The sequence below is a fragment of the Solwaraspora sp. WMMA2101 genome (genome assembly GCF_049179175.1).
Classification (GTDB): Bacteria; Actinomycetota; Actinomycetes; order Mycobacteriales; family Micromonosporaceae; genus Micromonospora_E.
In genome coordinates, this window is sequence record NZ_JBMHMA010000006.1 from 1,190,388 (window position 1) to 1,208,398 (window position 18,011).

General features: G+C 70.9%; 16 protein-coding genes. 6 read left to right on the plus strand and 10 right to left on the minus strand.

Features of this window, described 5'->3' with window-relative positions:
* Positions 1-159: 159 nt before the first annotated feature.
* Together miaA and ACN28F_RS05965 are read right to left on the minus strand one after the other, a co-directional pair.
* Positions 160-1,125 carry a tRNA (adenosine(37)-N6)-dimethylallyltransferase MiaA gene (miaA, locus tag ACN28F_RS05960; RefSeq protein ID WP_289207074.1) on the minus strand — a complete coding sequence of 322 codons (966 nt, stop codon included), beginning with the start codon at positions 1,123-1,125 and terminating at the stop codon, positions 160-162.
* Positions 1,110-1,940, minus strand: a complete 831-nt coding sequence (locus ACN28F_RS05965; RefSeq protein WP_289211040.1) for a hypothetical protein — start codon at positions 1,938-1,940, stop codon at positions 1,110-1,112. Before ACN28F_RS05965 ends, miaA begins: the two co-directional genes overlap by 16 nt.
* Positions 1,941-2,211: 271 nt before the next feature.
* Here ACN28F_RS05965 and ACN28F_RS05970 point away from each other — a divergent pair, with 271 nt between their 5' ends.
* Positions 2,212-3,420 (plus strand): DUF349 domain-containing protein, encoded by a 1,209-nt coding sequence (locus ACN28F_RS05970; RefSeq protein WP_289207075.1) that lies wholly within the window; start codon positions 2,212-2,214, stop codon positions 3,418-3,420.
* Positions 3,421-3,802: 382 nt separating this feature from the next.
* A complete protein-coding gene (locus tag ACN28F_RS05975; protein WP_289207076.1) occupies positions 3,803-5,155 on the plus strand; it encodes a cellulose binding domain-containing protein in 1,353 nt (450 codons plus the stop codon).
* Positions 5,156-5,246: 91 nt separating this feature from the next.
* Here the strand turns inward: ACN28F_RS05975 and miaB are convergent, their stop codons facing one another.
* Both miaB and ACN28F_RS05985 read right to left on the minus strand, forming a co-directional pair.
* A complete protein-coding gene (gene miaB / locus ACN28F_RS05980) occupies positions 5,247-6,749 on the minus strand; it encodes a tRNA (N6-isopentenyl adenosine(37)-C2)-methylthiotransferase MiaB (RefSeq protein WP_421357184.1) in 1,503 nt (500 codons plus the stop codon).
* A gap of 43 nt (positions 6,750-6,792) precedes the next feature.
* Entirely contained in the window at positions 6,793-7,293 is a 501-nt protein-coding gene (locus ACN28F_RS05985) for a hypothetical protein (protein WP_421357185.1), read from the minus strand.
* A 147-nt stretch (positions 7,294-7,440) separates the two neighbouring features.
* On the opposite strand from ACN28F_RS05985, the gene ACN28F_RS05990 reads away from it, so the two are divergent.
* From ACN28F_RS05990 to ACN28F_RS06005, 4 genes are all read left to right on the plus strand, one after another.
* Positions 7,441-8,208 (plus strand): amino acid ABC transporter ATP-binding protein, encoded by a 768-nt coding sequence (locus ACN28F_RS05990; RefSeq protein ID WP_421357186.1) that lies wholly within the window; start codon positions 7,441-7,443, stop codon positions 8,206-8,208.
* A gap of 82 nt (positions 8,209-8,290) precedes the next feature.
* The gene (locus ACN28F_RS05995) at positions 8,291-9,178 is read left to right on the plus strand and encodes a glutamate ABC transporter substrate-binding protein (RefSeq protein WP_289207080.1); all 888 of its coding nucleotides are present in this window, start codon (positions 8,291-8,293) and stop codon (positions 9,176-9,178) included.
* A gap of 163 nt (positions 9,179-9,341) precedes the next feature.
* Positions 9,342-10,049, plus strand: a complete 708-nt coding sequence (locus ACN28F_RS06000) for an amino acid ABC transporter permease (RefSeq protein ID WP_289207081.1) — start codon at positions 9,342-9,344, stop codon at positions 10,047-10,049.
* A 70-nt stretch (positions 10,050-10,119) separates the two neighbouring features.
* Complete coding sequence (locus ACN28F_RS06005; RefSeq protein WP_421357187.1) at positions 10,120-11,136, plus strand: amino acid ABC transporter permease; 1,017 nt, start codon at positions 10,120-10,122, stop codon at positions 11,134-11,136.
* Between the two features lie 145 nt (positions 11,137-11,281).
* Here ACN28F_RS06005 and rny read toward each other — a convergent pair whose 3' ends face one another.
* The 6 genes from rny to ACN28F_RS06035 all read right to left on the minus strand — a co-directional run bounded on the left by rny (position 11,282) and on the right by ACN28F_RS06035 (position 18,006).
* Complete coding sequence (rny, locus tag ACN28F_RS06010; protein WP_289207083.1) at positions 11,282-13,063, minus strand: ribonuclease Y; 1,782 nt, start codon at positions 13,061-13,063, stop codon at positions 11,282-11,284.
* Positions 13,064-13,553: 490 nt separating this feature from the next.
* Complete coding sequence (locus tag ACN28F_RS06015) at positions 13,554-14,315, minus strand: regulatory protein RecX (protein WP_421357188.1); 762 nt, start codon at positions 14,313-14,315, stop codon at positions 13,554-13,556.
* A 5-nt stretch (positions 14,316-14,320) separates the two neighbouring features.
* On the minus strand, positions 14,321-15,367 hold the full coding sequence (gene recA, locus ACN28F_RS06020) for a recombinase RecA (protein WP_282226335.1): 1,047 nt from the start codon (positions 15,365-15,367) through the stop codon (positions 14,321-14,323).
* Between the two features lie 312 nt (positions 15,368-15,679).
* Positions 15,680-15,880 (minus strand): DUF3046 domain-containing protein, encoded by a 201-nt coding sequence (locus ACN28F_RS06025; protein ID WP_289207085.1) that lies wholly within the window; start codon positions 15,878-15,880, stop codon positions 15,680-15,682.
* A gap of 57 nt (positions 15,881-15,937) precedes the next feature.
* Positions 15,938-17,332: an MFS transporter gene (locus ACN28F_RS06030; RefSeq protein WP_421357189.1), complete on the minus strand. Its 1,395-nt coding sequence runs from the start codon at positions 17,330-17,332 to the stop codon at positions 15,938-15,940.
* A complete protein-coding gene (locus ACN28F_RS06035) occupies positions 17,332-18,006 on the minus strand; it encodes a UdgX family uracil-DNA binding protein (protein WP_421357190.1) in 675 nt (224 codons plus the stop codon). The genes ACN28F_RS06030 and ACN28F_RS06035 overlap by 1 nt, the downstream gene beginning before the upstream one ends.
* Positions 18,007-18,011 lie beyond the last annotated feature (5 nt).

Consider the following 18,011-nt stretch of genomic DNA (forward strand, 5'->3'; position numbering starts at 1 on the left):
GTCCGGTGGCGGCCACCGACGGGGGTCAGGCGACCGGCGGCGGCCCCGCCACGCTGGTGCAGGCCGGGCCGGCGCTGGTCGAGCAGCAGCCGACGACCGCCGCGCACTGACCCCTACGGCGCGGGTCAGCCGACGCCGGTCAGCACCGTACGGCGCGGGTCAGCCGACGCCGGTCAGCACCGTACGGGCGACGTCGGTGAGGTCCGCGACCGTACCGGTCAGCCAGTGCACCCGAGGGTCCCGGCGGAACCAGGTGCGCTGGCGGCGGACGAAGCGCCGGGTCGCCCGCACCGTCTCCGTCCGGGCCTGCGGCTCTTCGTAGACGCCGTCGAGCATCCGGAGCACCTGCTGGTAGCCGAGTGCCCGGCTGGCCGTGCGGCCCTGCCGCAGGCCCTGCCGGACCAGCGCCTCGGTTTCGGCGACCAGGCCGTCGGCCCACATCCGGTCGACCCGGCGGGCGATCCGCTCGTCGAGTTCGTCGGTGGGCAGGTCCACCCCGAGCTGCACCGCGTCGTAGTAGGGCACCGGGTCCGGCAGGGCGGCGGTGAACGGGCGGCCGGTCAGCTCGACCACTTCGAGCGCGCGGACGATCCGCCGACCGTTGCTCGGCGAGATGGCGGCGGCGGCTGCCGGGTCGGCGGCGGCGAGTCGGGCGTGCAGCGGCGCCGGGCCCAGGGTCGCCAGTTCGCTTTCGAGCTGGTCGCGCAGCGCCGGGTCGGTGCCGGGGAAGTCGAACTTCTCCAGGACCGCCCGGACGTACAGGCCGGAGCCGCCGACCAGCAGCGGAAGTCGCCCACGGCGGTGGATGTCGTCGATCGCCGTTCTGGCCAGCCGCTGGTACTCGGCGACGCTGGCGGCCACGGTGACCGGCCAGATGTCCAGCAGGTGGTGGGGCACGCCGGCCCGTTCGTCCGGGGTGAGTTTCGCGGTGCCGATGTCCAGGCCCTGGTAGAGCTGCATCGAGTCGGCGTTGACCACTTCGGCGTCCAGTGCCTGGGCGAGCGCGATGCTCAGCGCGGACTTGCCGGCTGCGGTCGGGCCGACGATTGCCACGACCCGGCCGGCCCGCGCCGTCGGGTCCGGGCCGTGGCCGGGGCGGTCCTGGTCGGTCACGTGTGCTGCCACGAGGCCACAAAGTACGCCACCCCGTAGGGAGCGGCGTACCAGTGCAGTCGGCCCGCCCACCCGGCGGTCGACCCGGCGGCCGCGCCGGCGGTCACCTGCCAGGCCGCGCGGCCGGCGACCCGCAGTTCGGCGGCGACCTGCGGGTCGAGCGCCGCCAACGCGCGGTGGTCGGCACCGGCCAGCGCCGTACCCACCCGGTCGTCGAAGGGTTCGGCACGCTCGTCGTGGTACCCGGGGGCGGCGGCCCCCCGGCACGCCGAGCCGTCCCCCATCACCAGGGCCGCCCAGGCGGTGGGGTCGGCGGCGAGGTGCTGGCCGAACCGGCGGCAGTCGGCCGCCGACGCCTCGTCCGGCACCGCGACCAGCTCGATGGTGTGCCGGCCGCCGTCGAAGCCGTTGCGGGCCAGCAGCCAGGCGGCGACGGTCAGGCTCAGCGGCAACCGGCGACCGGATCGCGCCGCAGCGGACCCGGTCGCCGCAGCGGAACCGGTCGCCGCCCGGGTCGGCCGGGCGGGCAGGTCCACGTCGGCCGGTATGCCGTAGGGCCGGAAGCTGGCCCGCACCGGCGGTCGGTACACCGGCCAGGCCGGCGAGGAGGTCGGGAGCGTCGGGGCCGCATCGGCCGCCGAGGCCGGGGCCTGGGCCGGGCCGGGATCCTGACCGCCGATCACCACGATCCGGTCGACCGGGCAGGCGAGCAGTTCGCGTACGGCGGTGTCGGCGGCGGCGCGCAACGCGTCGAGCTCGCCGGCCGCCCGCCCCGCGCCCTCGGGAACGATCACCGGCGGCTGTGGGCAGAAGGCGGCGTGGATCATCGGCACCGGCCTACGGTAGCCGGGATCCGACATGGCATTGAGCAATCGGACAGTGACTGTCGGTGCCGCAATTCGGCCCGTTCGGGTACGACTGCCGGGTCGACCCCGGACAAGGACACCGTATGGTCACGGTCGGCGACAGGCGCTCGACGCGGACAGGGTTGGACCTGTGACAATGCGCGGGGGAAACTTACCCGCAATCTAACTGCGCCGTGGCGGCGTCCATCGAGAGATCTCGATCTTGTGGCGCCGGGAGAACGAGGATGGGCACATGAGCGACTGGACTTCCTTCGGACGGGTTGATGCGGACGGCACGGTCTACGTCAAGACCTCCGAAGGAGAGCGCGCGGTCGGTTCCTGGCAAGCGGGAGCGCCCGAGGAAGGGCTGGCGCACTTCGCCCGCCGGTTCGCCGATCTGGTGACCGAGGTCGATCTGACGGAGGCCCGGCTACAGTCCGGCGCCGCAGACGCGACGCATTCGCTCAGCACGATCCGGCGATTGCGGGGCTCACTCGCCGAGGCCCACGTGGTCGGCGACCTCGACGCGCTCGCGGAGCGGCTGGACAAGCTCACCGCACTCGCCGAGGAGAAGGCGGCACAGGCCAAGGTGGCCCGCGACGCGGCCCGCGCCGAGGCGTTGGCCCGCAAGACCGCGCTGGTCGAAGAGGCGGAGAAGCTGGCCGCCGAGTCGACCGGCTGGAAGACCGCCGGGGACCGCTTCAAGGAGATCCTCGACGAGTGGAAGACCATCCGGGGCGTCGACAAGAAGGCCGACGGCGAGTTGTGGAAGCGGTTCGCCGCCGCCCGGGACGGGTTCACCCGCCGCCGGGGTGCCCACTTCGCGACCCTCGACTCCCAGCGCAAGCAGGCCCAGACCGCCAAGAGCGAGTTGGTCGCCGAGGCGGAGTCGTTGGCCGAGTCGACCGACTGGGCGGCCACCGCGAACCGGCTCAAGGAGCTGATGGTCCAGTGGAAGGCGGCCCCCCGCGCGTCGAAGGAGGCCGAGCAGAAGCTGTGGGAACGGTTCCGGGCCGCGCAGGACGCCTTCTTCACCCGCCGCAGCGAGGTCTTCTCGGCCCGCGACGCCGAGCAGCGCGCCAACCTGGAGCGCAAGCAGGCGCTGCTGACCGAGTTGGAAGCCATCGACGTCGACGCGGATCCGCGTACCGCGCAGGCGAAGCTGCGCGAGGCGCAGGGCCAGTGGCACGACATCGGGCGGGTACCGCGCGAGTCCCAGGCCGGCCTGGACCGTCGGCTGCGGGCCGTCGAGGACCGGGTACGCGAGGCGATGGACTCGGCCTGGCGGCGGACCGAGCCGTCGGCCAACCCGCTGCTGACCCAGATGCGTGAACAGGTCGCCGAGGCCGAGCAGCGGCTGGCCCGCGCCCGGGCCGCCGGTGACGCGAAGCGGATCCGCGAAGCGGAGAAGGCCCTCGCCGGCAAGCGACAGTTCCTCGCCCTCGCGGAGCAGGCCAGATAGCCCCAGCATCGTCGCCCGTCGACGATCACCGACTCGCTTGACGCCGATCCCCGTTCCCCCTCGAACGGCGGATGCGCCTCGATGCCGTCGGCCGCGATCAACAGCAGCGGCCGACGGCCGGTGCGTCCTGTGCACTGGTCGACGTCGTCGGTTTGCGGACCAGGCAGGCGGATCGTCCCCGCCCGGTCTCCGCTCAACCTCCCTTTGACATCTGTGTAGGTCTATGTTTTGCTAGGAAAGCGCTTCCCCACATCGTCCAACGGGGAAAGCCATCCTTCCATTCCCCATGGCAGGACGCGCCGTCGGCGCTACACAACCGAGCCAACCGGGCTGGCTCCTTCCCACCGGCAACGCACCCGCCTATGCGTAAGGAGATCCCACAATGCACGTAGTACGGCGCCCCACCGCGCTGATCACCAGTGCGATCGCGGCTGTTGCCCTGACCGGGGCAGCCACGGTCGTCAGCGCAACCACCGCCCACGCCGCCACCGGTTGCCGAGTAGACTACTCGGTCGCCTCCCAATGGCAGGGTGGCTTCACCGGCAACGTCGTCCTCACCAATCTCGGCGACTCGATGTCGTCCTGGTCACTGCAGTGGACCTTCAACTCGGGCCAGCAGATCACTCAGGCGTGGAACGCCGAAATCTCGCAGAGCGGAAGCTCGGTCACCGCCCGCAACGTGAGCTACAACGGCAACCTCGCCTCGAACGCAAGCGTTTCGTTCGGCTTCAACGGCTCGTGGAACTCGTCGAACCCGGTGCCGAGCAACTTCAGTCTGAACGGGGTGGCCTGCAACGGTGGCACCAGTCCGACCACCCCACCGCCCAACCCGACCACCCCACCGCCCAACCCGACCACCCCACCACCCGGACAGACGCCGACCGGCCTGGTTGGCTGGGCCACTCAGAACGGTGGCACCACTGGCGGCGGCAACGCCTCCCCGACCACCGTCACCAGCTCGTCGGCGTTGTCCTCGGCGATCAGCGGATCCGGCTCCGCCGTCATCCGCGTCTCCGGCACGATCTCCTGCTCCGGCATGCTGAACGTCGGTAGCAACAAGACGATCGTCGGCATCGGCTCCTCGGCCACGATCTCCGGCTGCGGATTCAACATCAGCAACCAACGGAACGTGATCATCCGCAACATCAACTTCCGCAACTGGAACGACGACGCCATCAACGTCCAGACCGAATCCACCAACGTCTGGGTCGACCACAACAGCTTCACCAACGGGTACGACGGAGCCGTGGACATCAAGCGCGGTTCCGACTACATCACGGTGTCGTGGAACCGCGTCTTCAACCACGGCAAGTCGATGCTGCTCGGCCACTCGGACAACAACGCCAGCCAGGACCGCGGTCATTTGCGGGTGACCTACCACCACAACTGGTTCGACGGCTCCGGTTCCCGGCACCCGCGGGTCCGCTTCGGCAACCCGGTGCACGTGTTCAACAACTACTACTACGACAACGACTACGGCGTCGCCTCCACCATGGGTGCCGGCGTGCTCGTCGAGGGCAACTACTTCGAGAACGTCGACGACCCGACCCACGTGGGCTACGCCAGCTCGGGCCCGGGCACGCTCGTCGCCCGCAACAACCACTTTGTCAACTCCGGCACCCCGGAAACCTCCGGGAGCGTGGCGAGCATCCCGTACTCGTACTCGCTGACCAGCGCCAGCCAGGTCAAGTCCGTCGTCACGAACGGCGCCGGCACCGGAAAGATCGGTCTCTGACCCGATGACGTCCGCCTCCCGGCCGCATCGTGCGGCCGGGAGGCGGCGCGTCCGCCGTCGGACATCAGGCGGAGGCTTTCAGGCGACGGGCTCAGCGGTCGCAGGCCGAGGCGGTGACCGGGGCCGGCGGCGGTGCACCGATCGTCGGCAGACCCAGCAGCACGCCACCGGCGGTACGCGGCGCACGGCCCGCTTCGTACGCGTCACCGGCCCGGGTCCGGCGGTGCGCGACCGGCTCGCCGTCGGCGTTGAGGTGATGCGGCGCGGCGTAGCTGACCACGGTCTCGACGATGTCGCCGGGACGGATCAGGCCGGCGAGTGAACCGGCGTCGAAGTGCACCAGTCGACCGTCCCGGGCCCGCCCGGAGAGCCGGCCGGTGCGCTCGTCCTTGCGTCCCTCGCCGACCGCGACGAGGACCTCCACGCGTTGGCCGACCAGCCGGCGGTTCTCCGCCCAGGTGATCTCCTCCAGGCAGGCGATCAGTCGCTCGTACCGCTGCTGCACCACTGCCTTCGGCAACTGGTCGGGCAGCGCCGCCGCCGGCGTACCGGGGCGTTTCGAGTACTGGAAGGTGAACGCCGAGGCGAACCGGGCGGCCCGGACCACCTCGAGGGTTCGCTCGAAGTCCTCCTCGGTCTCCCCGGGGAACCCGACGATGATGTCCGTGGTGATCGCCGCGTCCGGCATCGCGGCGCGGACCTTGTCGATGATGCCGAGATAACGCTCGGCGCGGTACGACCGGCGCATCGCCCGCAGCACCGCGTCGGATCCGGACTGCAGCGGCATGTGCAGCGAATGGCAGACGTTGGCGGTCTCGGCCATCGCGGCGATCACGTCGTCGGTGAAGTCCTTCGGGTGCGGGCTGGTGAACCGGACCCGTTCCAGCCCGTCGACCTCGCCGCAGGCGCGCAGCAGTTTGCCGAACGCGAACCGGTCACCGAACTCCACACCGTAGGAGTTGACGTTCTGCCCGAGCAGCGTCACCTCCAGCACGCCCTCGGCGACCAGCGCCCGCACCTCGGCGAGAACGTCGCCGGGGCGGCGGTCCTTCTCCCGGCCACGCAGCGACGGCACGATGCAGAAGGTGCAGGTGTTGTTGCAGCCGACCGAGATGGACACCCAGCCGGCGTAGGTCGACTCCCGACGCGCCGGCAGGGTGGAGGGGAAGACCTCCAGGGATTCGAGGATCTCCACCTCGGCGGTGGCGTTGTGCCGGGCCCGGTCGAGCAGCGCCGGCAGGGCGCCGATGTTGTGCGTACCGAAGACGACGTCGACCCAGGGGGCGCGGCGGACGATCTCGCTGCGGTCCTTCTGCGCCAGGCAGCCGCCGACGGCGATCTGCATCTGCGGGTGCGCGTCCTTGACCGGCCGCAGATGGCCGAGGTTTCCGTACAGCCGGTTGTCGGCGTTCTCCCGCACCGCGCAGGTGTTGAAGACGACGACGTCTGGGTCGTCGGACTCCCCCGCCCGGACATAGCCGGCCGATTCCAGCAGGCCGGAGATCCGTTCGGAGTCGTGCACGTTCATCTGGCAACCGTAGGTGCGCACCTGGTAGGTACGCGGGTGGCGGGCGTGTGCTGCGCTGGTAGTCATGACAGGGGACAGCGTAGCCGCCGCCGCGGCACCGGTGTCACGCTCAGGCAGCCGCCCGGGCCGGCACCACCGAGTCCGGTCCCCAGCGGGACGCGCCGCAGGACACGCCGTTGTGACAGCCGGGGTCGACGAGGCTGCACGGGCGCAGGTTGCCGCGCTGGTCGCCGTAGCTGGTCGGCTGGATGTCCAGGTGCACCGGGCGCATCGTGCCGTCCGGCGAGATCAGCAGGTGCCGGCTGGGGTCGAGGGTGTCGTCGGGCAGCACACAGCGCCGGCGTACCCGGCGGGCGAACGCGGCGAGCACCCGGGTTTCGGACAGTTCCGCCGGGGCGGCGTAGCAGTCGACCGTCACCGGGAACTCCCCGGCGCCCTGCCAGACGTCGCAGAGCACCGCGTCGTCGGGGAACTGGTCCGCGACGGCGTCACTGAGCGCGACCACCGGCCGGCCCAGTACGGCCGTGAGGCCGGCTCGAATCTGACCGGGGGTGAGCGGCCCGTCAACGGACCAGTTCCACAGCGCGGCGCGAAACGGTGCAATCGCCATACGATCATGTTGCCGGGGCGGCCGCGACTACGCGGCGTGTGTTATCGCTCCGTGACCATTCGAGTTGCCTTCCGACACACAGCCCCGCCTAAAGTGGCGGGACGGTCGTGAGGTGGCCTCGCCGATCGCCGGCACAGGGGACGGTGCATGACAGGACGGAGCTCGACGGTGACGACCAGTGAACCTCTCATCGTGCTCAGTGGGGTCAACAAGTGGTTCGGCCCGCTGCACGTCCTCGACGATGTCGACCTGTCGGTCCACCGGGGCGAGGTCGTGGTGGTGATCGGCCCGTCGGGTTCCGGCAAGTCCACGCTGTGCCGGGCGATCAACCGGCTGGAGCCGATCAACTCCGGCACGATCCTGTTCGACGGTCGACCGCTGCCGGCCGAGGGCCGCGCGTTGGCCCGGCTGCGCAGCGAGGTCGGCATGGTGTTCCAGTCGTTCAACCTCTTCGCGCACAAGACGATCCTGGAGAACGTCACGCTCGGTCCGGTCAAGGTGCGCCGGGAGAAGTCGGCGACGGTCCGGGAACGTGCCCTGCAGTTGCTCGACCGGGTCGGCATCGCCAACCAGGCCGACAAGTATCCGGCGCAGCTCTCCGGCGGCCAGCAGCAGCGGGCGGCGATCGCCCGGGCGTTGGCGATGCAGCCGAAGGCGATGCTGTTCGACGAGCCGACCAGTGCCCTCGACCCGGAGATGGTCGGCGAGGTGCTGGACGTGATGACCTCACTCGCGGCGGAGGGGATGACGATGGTCGTCGTCACCCACGAGATGGGCTTCGCCCGGCACGCCGCGAACCGGGTGATCTTCATGGCCGACGGCCAACTGGTCGAGGACGCCCCGCCGACGGAGTTCTTCGCCAACCCGCGTAGTGACCGCGCCAAGGACTTCCTGTCGAAGATCCTCACGCACTGACACCGCTTCCGGACATGTTTCATCCATCGTGGAGTCGGCCGCGATCCGGCGGGCTTCCCATCGAAAAGGAGATCACCGAGCAATGCGTATGTCACGTGTAGCGGCGGTAGCCGCCGCCGCCGCCCTGGCGCTGTCCGTGGCCGCCTGCGGCGACAACAGCGACGGTACGGGCAGTGAGAACCCTGATGTGGCGACGCCGACGTTCGAGGCCGGCACCACCATGGCCCGGCTCAGCGAAGCCGGAAAGATCACCGTCGGCACCAAGTTCGACCAGCCCGGCTTCGGCCTGCTCGGCCTCGACGGCAAGCCGGCCGGTTTCGACGTCGAGATCGCCAAGCTGATCGCGGCCGAGCTGGGCATCGAGGCCGACGACATCGAGTACGTGGAGGCTCCGTCGGCCGTCCGCGAGGAGGTCATCGAGCAGGGCCGAGTCGACATCGTGGTCGCCACCTACACGATCAACGACGCCCGCAAGGAGCGGATCGACTTCGCCGGCCCGTACTACGTCGCCGGCCAGCACATCATGGTCGGCGCCGACGACGACTCGATCACCGGACCGGAGTCGTTCGAGGCCGGCGACAAGAAGGTCTGCTCGGTGCAGGGCTCCACCCCGGCGGAGAACATTCAGGAGTACCTGGCCAACGCCGGGGAGCAGCTGGTGCTCTTCGACGTCTACGACAAGTGCGTCGAGGCGCTGCGTGGCGGTCAGGTCGACGCGGTCACCACGGACAACGTGATCCTGCTCGGCTTCATCGCCGAGAACGAGGGCGAGTTCAAGCTGGCCGGTGAGCAGTTCACCGAGGAGCCGTACGGCATCGGGGTCGCCAAGGGTGACGACGCGTTCCGCGACTTCATCAACGACACCCTGGAGAAGATCTACGAGGACGGTTCGTACGCGCAGGCGTGGGAGTCCACCGCGGGCGCGTTCGACGACAACACCCCGACCGGCCCGGCCGTCGACCGCTACTGACGACCGACCCGGTCACACCTGACCGATCGCGGCCGGCCCGGGGGCCATCTCGGCCCGGGTCGGCCGCCCGGCACCGGCCGGCCCGGGCCTCCTTGGTCCCCGGGTCGGCCGCCAGGCACCGGCCGGCAACCCCGGCGCACGCTTCGCAGGAAGGGTCCACCGCGTGAGAGTGCTCGTCGACCACTTCGACGTGTTCGTCGGAGGTTTCTGGCTCACCCTTCAGCTGTGCGTGCTCTCCGCGACCGGCGCGCTGCTGATCGGTACGTTCATCGCGATCCTGCGGATCTCCCCGGTGCCACCGCTGCGCTGGCTCGGCGGGGCGTACGTCACCGTCTTCCGCAACGTGCCGCTGACCATCGTGATGTTCTTCTCCGCCTTCGGCCTGCCTGCGCTCGGCTCCAACGCCGACTTTCTGCGGATTCCGGGGCTGAGCACGATCTTCAGCCGGCTCGGCATCGACCTGCCGTACTTCCGGTTCGCGGTGATCGCGCTCAGCGTGTACACCGGCGCGTTCGTCTGCGAGGCGCTGCGCAGCGGGATCAACGCGGTGCCGCCGGGGCAGGCCGAGGCCGCCCGGGCCATCGGGCTGACCTTCACCCAGAACCTGCGGCACGTCGTGCTGCCGCAGGCGTGGAAGGCGGCGATCGTTCCGCTCGGCAGCGTGATCATCGCGATGATCAAGAACTCGGCGCTCGCCGGCTTCTTCGGCGTCGTCGGTGACCTGTCGAACTCGGCGCAGAACCTGACCAGCGCGCTGGGTGAGCCGATCATCCCGGTCTTCGTCGGCATCTCGATCGGCTTCCTGATCATGACCGTGCCGCTGGGGATGCTGCTCGACCGGGTCGAGGCCCGCCGGGCGGTGGCCCGGTGAGCACCGTCGACGGCGGCCGGCCCACGGTCGCGTACCAGGGACCGGGCCACATGAGCGAAGGATGGGCAGCGTGAGCCAGCAGAGCGTGCTGTACGACGCCCCCGGGCCACGCGCCCGGTTGGTCACCCTGATCGTCAGTGTGCTGTCGGCGGTCGCGGCTGCCGTCGCGGCGTACTTCCTGGTCTACCGGCCGCTCGCGGCCCGGGACCAGTTCACCATGGACAAGTGGGGTCCGCTGGTCGACCCCGGCAACGAGGTGTTCAGCCAGGTCTGGTCGCTGCTCGGGCAGGGCATCCGGGCCACGCTGACCGCCGCAGGGCTGGCGATCGTGCTGTCGCTGCTGTTCGGCACCGCGCTGGCGGTGCTGCGGATCCAGCTCAAGGCGCTGATGCGGCGCCGATTCGTCGGTCTCGCCGCCCCGCTGGCGATCGCGGTACGGGCGGCGAGCTGGGTGCTCAACGGGGTGACGCGGTTCTGCGTCGAGGTGTTCCGCGGCCTGCCGGTGGTCATCACGATCTTCTTCGTGGCGCGCGGCCTGCCGGAGCTGGGGCTGGAGATCACCCTGCCGTTCGGCCACGAGATGCTGCCGTACCTGGTGCTGGGCCTGACGATCTACAACGGCGTGGTGATCGGTGAGATCGTGCGCTCCGGGATGGAGGGGCTGCCCTCGGGACAGCGGGAGGCCGCCGCCGCGATCGGGTTGACCTCGTTCCAGACCACCTGGATGATCCTGCTGCCACAGGCGTTCCGGATCATGCTGCCGGCGCTGATCAGCCAGCTGATCGTGGTGCTCAAGGACACCTCGCTGGGCTTCATCATCGGCTACCAGGAGACGCTGCTGATGGGCCGGACGATCATCCAGAACCTGCGCAACCCTATCCAGGTGTACATCGTGATCGGGGTGCTGTTCATCGCGGTCAACTACGCGCTGTCCAAGCTGGCCGAGTTCGTTCAGCGAACCCTGGCCAGGGGGCGGCGTACCGCCGCGACTCCGCCGGCGGCGCCGCCACCGTCGACGACGGCGGCCGGCCAGCAGCCAGGTACCCCCGCCGGTGGCGCGACGGCGGCAGCCACCCCCACCCCCTGAGACCGCCCCCTGCCCCCTGCCCCCTGCCCATGATCGCGGCGATCTTGCACTTATTGACGGACAAACGCGACATTTGCTCTCGATAACTGCAAGATCGTCGAGGGAAGGGCGGGCGGGAGTAGGGGGCCGGGACAGGGCGGGGTTGTCAGCGGGCGATCTCGGTGACCCGTGACTCCCGGACGACCGTGACCCGGATCTGCCCCGGGTAGGTCAGTTCCTCCTCGACCTGCTTGGCCACGTCGCGGGCGAGCACCGCCGCCCCGATGTCGTCGACGTCGTCGGGCTTGACCATCACCCGGATCTCCCGGCCGGCCTGCATGGCGAAGACCTTCTCGACACCGACCTTGCCGGCGGCGATCTCCTCGATCCGCTCCAGCCGCTTGACGTACGCTTCGAGGCTTTCTCGCCGGGCACCCGGGCGCCCACCGGAGCAGGCGTCGGAAGCCTGGGTGAGGACCGCTTCGATGGTCTGCGGCAGCACCTCGTTGTGGTGGGCCTCGATCGCGTGGACGACGTCCTCGGTCTCCCCGTACTTGCGGGCGACGTCGGCGCCGATCAGCGCGTGGCTGCCCTCGACCTCGTGGGTCAGCGCCTTGCCGATGTCGTGCAGGAACGCGCAGCGCTTGATCAGGGGCACGTCCAACCGCAGCTCGGCGGCCATCACTCCGGCGATGTGGGCAGTCTCGACCAGGTGCTTGAGCACGTTCTGGCCGTACGAGGTGCGGTAGCGCAGCCGACCGAGGAGGGTGACCAGCTCCGGGTGGATCTCGGTGATACCCACGTCGACGAGGGCGTCCTCGGCCGCGCGGTGGCACAGCTGCTCGACCTCGCTGCGGGCGGTGTCGAAGACCTCCTCGATCCGGTGCGGGTGGATCCGGCCGTCGAGGACCAGCTTCTCCAGGGTCAGCCGGCCGATCTCCCGGCGCACCGGGTCGAAGCAGGACAGCAGGACGGCTTCCGGTGTGTCGTCGATGATGAGGTTGACCCCGGTGACGGACTCGAACGCCCGGATGTTGCGCCCCTCGCGGCCGATGATGCGGCCCTTCATCTCGTCGCCGGGCAGGTGCAGCACACTGACCACGCTCTCGGCGGTCTGTTCACTGGCCACCCGTTGGATGGCGTCGACCACGATGTGCCGGGCCCGCTGGTCGGCGGTGGCGCGGGCATCGGATTCGATGTCGCGGACCAGGATCGCCGCTTCCCGTTTGGCCTGGCTCTCGATCGCCTCGACGAGCTCGCCACGGGCCGCCTCGGATGTCAGCCCGGCGACCCGTTCCAGTTCGCGCTGCCACCGCTCCTCGGCGGCGGCCAGGTCGGCCTCGCGGGCGACCAGGGCGGCCTTGCGCTGCGCCAACTCGGCGGCGGTGGCGCTGAGCCGCCGGTCCCGCTCGGCGACCCGGTCGGCCTCCTCGGCGTGCAGCCGTTCCCGCTCGTCCATCCGCTGCGTGCGACGGTCCAGCTCCACCGACTGTTCCTTCACGGTACGGGAGAGCATCGCGATCTCCCGTTCGCCGCTACGGCGGGCCGCCGCCCGTACCTGCTCGGCCTCGGACTCGGCCTGCCGGTGTGCCCGTTCCAGGATGGTGTCGGCCTCGGCGCGGGCCGCGTCGAGCACCCGCCGGGCTTCGGCGCGGGCGGCGATCGCCTCGGCCTTGGCGGCGGCGGCGTCCGTCCGGGCCGCCGCAGCGGCGGACTTGGCCTGCTCGACGGCGGAGGAGGCCTCGTCGGCGGCGGTACGCAGTGCGGCCAGCGACTGTTCCTGCCGGTCCCGGGCGGCGACGAAGGCCGGGTCGTCCTCGGCCGGCGGCGCCGGCGGCGCCGTGAGAGTGAGTCGGCGCAGGGTGCGCACACCGATGGCCAGGCCGGCGAAGACGACACCGGCGAGCAGGACGACGATGGCGAACAGCGCCCACTCCAGCCCGGTCATGCCGGACCTCCGGGCACGCTGGCACCCATGTCTTCCGCTGCCCTACGCTGCGCCACGCCCGCCTCCAGTCCGCCGTCGGCTACCCGGAGGTCTGTCGCTCCGGCCCGGCCACGGCTATGGGAACACCCGACCGTGGCGGCTGACCATCGACCAGACGGCACCTCGCGGTGCCTCGTCACGGCAGGCGAGAGCCGCTGTGACGAGCCATGGTCACCGGACCGGCCTGTCCGGTAACGACGTATCTGGCTACTGAGCTGTTGCGAAGTGATGCCGTACCGTTATGCGATCTATGTTGTGCGGTTAGCCTGCGACGGATCGGTTGTTCGTCTGTAACGCGAGGCTAGGTCGCGAGGGGCCGTTCGGTCAAGAACTCATGATCCGGGTGACAGCAGAACGTAGGGCAGCGGCGCGCTCACTCGCAGCTGATCGCACTCAGGATGCGGCGGGATGAGTCGGAAATTTGGCACATCCTGCGGGGGACGATGTCCCGTCACGTGGACCAGGACTGCCCAGCATCCGGGTCTGGAAGGTCACCGATCAGCGCATCCTCCGCCACCGTGTCGGTGAACTCCGCCGCTTCGGCCGACTTTGCGGCGAGCGCGTCGCGCACCACCGGCACCGCCACGCCCGCCGGGTAGCCCTTACGGGCGAGCATCGCGACGAGCCGCCGGAACAACACGTCGGGCGCGCCCCGAGCGGCCCGCAGCTTGCGGGCGACCAGTTCCTCGGCGGTCGCCCGCTCGGTCTGCTCGTCGAGCCCGTCGAGCGCGTCCCGGGCCACCTGCGGATCCACGCCGCGCTGGCGCAGCTCGACAGCGAGATTGCGCCGGGCCAGGCCGCGGCCGTGGTGCCGGCTGCTCACCCAGGCACGGGCGAACGCGGCGTCGTCGATCATCCCGACCTCGTCGTAGCGGTCCAGGACAGCTCCGGCCGTCTCGTCGGAGATGCCCCGACGTCGCAGTGCCGCCGCGAGCTCGGCCCGGGTACGCGGGCGTACGGCGAGCTGGCGCAGGCAGATGTCCCGGGCCCGCTGTGCCTCGTCCGGTGGCTCGCCGCCGGCACCGGCGCTGGCCCCGGCCCGGACGGTGCCTGAGTCGCCCCGGCCGGCACCCGGACGATCCGGGCCGCTGCCCGGGCTGATCGGATCGTCGTCGGAACCGGCGGCCGGCGGCCGGCCGGCGGCACGACGGGGACGGGGTGGAGCCGCGTCCCAGCCCCGCCCCGTCCGTGCGCCTCGGCGCCGCCCCGCCATGTGGGTCAGAAGTCGACCGGCGGCAACTCAGGCCCGCCGGCTTCGTCGGCACCGAGCACCCCGACGCCCAGCTTCTCCAGGATCTTCTTCTCGATCTCGGCGGCCACGTCCGGGTTCTCCCGGAGGAACTCGCGGGCCTTCTCCTTGCCCTGGCCGAGCTGGTCGCCGTCGTAGGTGTACCAGGCGCCGGACTTACGGATGATCGACTGCTCCACCCCGACGTCGATCAGCGAGCCCTCCCGGGAGATGCCCTTGCCGTACATGATGTCGAACTCGGCCTGCTTGAACGGTGCGGAGACCTTGTTCTTCACGACCTTGACCCGGGTCCGGTTGCCGACGATGTCGGTGCCGTCCTTGAGGCTCTCGATCCGGCGCACGTCCAGCCGCACCGAGGCGTAGAACTTCAGCGCCCGGCCACCGGTGGTGGTCTCCGGGGAGCCGAACATCACACCGATCTTCTCCCGGAGCTGGTTGATGAAGATCGCGGTGGTCCCGGTGCTGTTCAACACACCGGTGATCTTGCGCAGCGCCTGGCTCATCAGCCGGGCCTGCAGACCGACGTGGCTGTCGCCCATCTCCCCCTCGATCTCGGCGCGCGGCACCAGCGCCGCGACCGAGTCGATGACGACGATGTCCAACGCGCCGGAGCGGATCAGCATGTCGGCGATCTCCAGCGCCTGCTCACCGGTGTCCGGCTGGGAGACCAGCATCGCGTCGGTGTCCACGCCGAGTGCCTTGGCGTACTCCGGGTCGAGGGCGTGCTCGGCGTCGATGAACGCCGCGATGCCACCGGCCCGCTGGGCGTTGGCCACCGCGTGCAGGGCGACCGTGGTCTTACCGCTGCTCTCCGGCCCGTAGATCTCCACCACCCGGCCACGGGGCAGGCCGCCGACGCCGAGGGCCACGTCGAGGGCGATGGACCCGGTCGGGATCACCGCGGTCTGGATCACCGGCCGCTCGCCCAGCCGCATCACCGAACCCTTGCCGAACTGCTTGTCGATCTGGGCCAGCGCCAGATCGAGCGCCTTTTCCTTGTCTGGCAATGCCGCCATTGCTGCCACCCCTACGTTCGCCGACTTCCCAGGCGTCCTGGCCGAGCTTCTCGTCACACGGGTCACGCTAGGCGCTGGGTCCGACAGAAAACAGCCGACTGGCCGCAGCCTGTGGACGAGCACCTCGCTGTGGACAATAGCCGAACAGGTGTACGACTGGACCAGCGGACACGCCGATGAATTTCACACCGAAATGCAGTCAACCAAACACTTGAAGTCATCTATTACCGAGAGCGCATGAATGAACGACGACGGGTGACCGAAACAGTGGCCCGCTCGTCTCGTCCGGACCGGATCGCCGTGTCGGCCCGCTCACCGTAACCGGGCAGGCACCCGGTCCGGATAGGCGGCGCAGACCGCCCGCCAGACCACCGCGGTCTCCTCACCGGCCGCGAGCGCCTGCGCGATGGTACGCCCACCCAACTGGGCCAGCACCTGGTCCGCAGCGATGCTGCGGGCGTACGCCGGCCCGAAGACCTCGTCCAGCCGTCCCCAGAAGTCCGTCAGCCGCATCCCGCGCCCCTCCCCCATCGTCGTACCGCGACCCGCACGTCGTACCGCTGCGCCCGGTCAGCCCGGCCGCCCGGCGGGCCGTGCCGCCGGGGCCGGGCGCAGCGCCAGAGCCAGCAGCGGCACGGTGGCCACCGCGGCCAGAATCGTCAGTACACCGAAACTGCCCAGTCCCACGATGACGCCGCTGACCGCGCCGGCCGCCGCGCCGGCCAGCCCCATCGCCAGATCGGACAGGCCCTGCACCGACGGCCGTACGTCGGCCGGTACCGACTCCGACAGCAACGTCGAACCGGCCACCATCGTGCCCGACCAGCCCAGGCCGAGCAGCACCAGCCCGATCACCAGCCGCAGGGTGTCGTGACCGGCGGTCCCGGCGACCGCGCACGCGGCCAGCAGCAGCCCGACCCCACCCAGGATGACCGGCCGGCGACCGGCCCGGTCGGTCAGCCAGCCCACCACCGGCGCGAACGCGTACATCCCGGCGATGTGCAGGCTCAGCACCAGGCCAACGACCTGCAGCAGGTCGTCGCCGACGTGTGCGTAGCCGAGGTGCACCGGTGTCATCGCCATCACGCCGACCATGACCAGGTGCCCGACCGCCACGGCGGCGATGCCGAGCCGGGCGGTGGGCCGGGCGGCGATCACCGCGAACGCCGCCCGCAGCCCCCGCCCCGGCGGCACGGCGGGACCGGGCGTGGCGGGACCGGGCGTGGTGGTGGGTGCGGCGGGACCGGGCGTGGTGGTGGGCGCGGCAGGTGCCCCGTCGTCAGGGCCGGGTACGGCAGCCGGTGGCCCGGCGGCCAGTCGCCGGGCGAGCAGCAGCGGATCCGGACGCAGCAGCAGCCAGACGAGGCCGGCGGCGAGCAGGAACGCCAGCGTGCTGAAGGCGAACGGGCCGGACAGCGGGGTCAACCCGACCTCGATGCCCGCCTGGTCGGCAAGCCCCGCGAGGTTCGGTGCGGTGACCGCGCCGATCGTCGTCGCCCACACCACCAGGGAGAGCTGCCGGCCCCTGCGGTGCGGCTCGGCGAGGTCGACGGCGGCGTACCGGGCCTGGAGTCCGGCCGTGCTCGCCCCGCCGAACAGCAGCATCCCGGCGAAGAGCAACGGCACCCAGCCGAGCGCGGCGGCGACCACGACCACTACGCCACCGACGGCGCCGACCAGGTAGGCCAGCGCCAGGCCGGGGCGACGCCCGTACCGGTTCATGATGCCCACCACGGGTACGGCGAGCAGCGCCCCACCGACCACGGCGGCGCTCTGCGCCAACCCGGAGACGGTCACGCCGCCGAGGCGGGCCGCGAGCAGACCGCCCACCGCGATGCCGATGGTGATCCCGATTCCGCCGATCACCTGGGTGCCGGCCAGCAGTCGCAGGGTGCGCCGCTGCACCCGGGCGGTGTCGACCGGCGGTGGGCCGGTCACCATGGGCGACGCGGTCGAGGAGATCATCACGGATGTCCCCGGGTCAGCAGCCGCCCGGCGACGGTGAGGTCGGCGACCAGCCCCCGGTAGGCGACGTCGCGGTCGTCGGCCCGCAGCACGGCCGAGGGGTGGATGGTGGCCACCAGCTCGGCCGGCGCGTCCGGGAAGTCCCCGACCCGCTGGGCCGAGTCCGGCCAGGGCATCGGCACCCCACGCGAACGGGTGACCCGGAAGGACGGACCGAGCAGGGCCTGCCCGGCGGTCGCGCCGAGCACCACGATCACGCGCGGACGCAGCTTCGCGAACTCCGCGACCAGCCAGGGTCGGCAGGCGGCGATGTGCACCCGGTCCGGCGTCTGATGGATCCGCCGTCGACCGCGCAGCTCGAACCGGAAGTGTTTGACCGCGTTGGTCAGGTAGATCTGGTCGACCGGGATCGCCGCGTCGTCGACCGCGCGGCGCAGCAACCGGCCGGCCGGGCCGACGAACGGCAGACCCTGCTGGTCCTCGACGTCGCCGGGCTGTTCGCCGACCATCACCACCCGGGCGTCGGGCGCGCCCCGGCCGAAGACCACTTGGCTGGCGTCCCGGTGCAGTTCGCAGCCCCGGCAACCGGCGGCGGCGCTGCGCAGGGCGGCGAGGTCGGCGGCGTCCGTGGGAACGTAGCGGTCCGCGCCCGTCGTGGTCTGCTGTGTGGTCACCGGAC

Bases quoted from the DNA above. Each gene is read 5' to 3' on its own strand.
- ACN28F_RS05965 (WP_289211040.1), bottom strand. From the start codon at position 1,940: ATGATCCACGCCGCCTTCTGCCCACAGCCGCCGGTGATCGTTCCCGAG.
- ACN28F_RS05970 (WP_289207075.1), top strand. From the start codon at position 2,212: ATGAGCGACTGGACTTCCTTCGGACGGGTTGATGCGGACGGCACGGTC.
- ACN28F_RS05975 (WP_289207076.1), top strand. From the start codon at position 3,803: ATGCACGTAGTACGGCGCCCCACCGCGCTGATCACCAGTGCGATCGCG.
- miaB (WP_421357184.1), bottom strand. From the start codon at position 6,749: ATGACTACCAGCGCAGCACACGCCCGCCACCCGCGTACCTACCAGGTG.
- ACN28F_RS05985 (WP_421357185.1), bottom strand. From the start codon at position 7,293: ATGGCGATTGCACCGTTTCGCGCCGCGCTGTGGAACTGGTCCGTTGAC.
- ACN28F_RS05990 (WP_421357186.1), top strand. From the start codon at position 7,441: ATGACAGGACGGAGCTCGACGGTGACGACCAGTGAACCTCTCATCGTG.
- ACN28F_RS05995 (WP_289207080.1), top strand. From the start codon at position 8,291: ATGCGTATGTCACGTGTAGCGGCGGTAGCCGCCGCCGCCGCCCTGGCG.
- rny (WP_289207083.1), bottom strand. From the start codon at position 13,063: ATGACCGGGCTGGAGTGGGCGCTGTTCGCCATCGTCGTCCTGCTCGCC.
- ACN28F_RS06015 (WP_421357188.1), bottom strand. From the start codon at position 14,315: ATGGCGGGGCGGCGCCGAGGCGCACGGACGGGGCGGGGCTGGGACGCG.
- recA (WP_282226335.1), bottom strand. From the start codon at position 15,367: ATGGCGGCATTGCCAGACAAGGAAAAGGCGCTCGATCTGGCGCTGGCC.
- ACN28F_RS06025 (WP_289207085.1), bottom strand. From the start codon at position 15,880: ATGCGGCTGACGGACTTCTGGGGACGGCTGGACGAGGTCTTCGGGCCG.
- ACN28F_RS06030 (WP_421357189.1), bottom strand. From the start codon at position 17,332: ATGATCTCCTCGACCGCGTCGCCCATGGTGACCGGCCCACCGCCGGTC.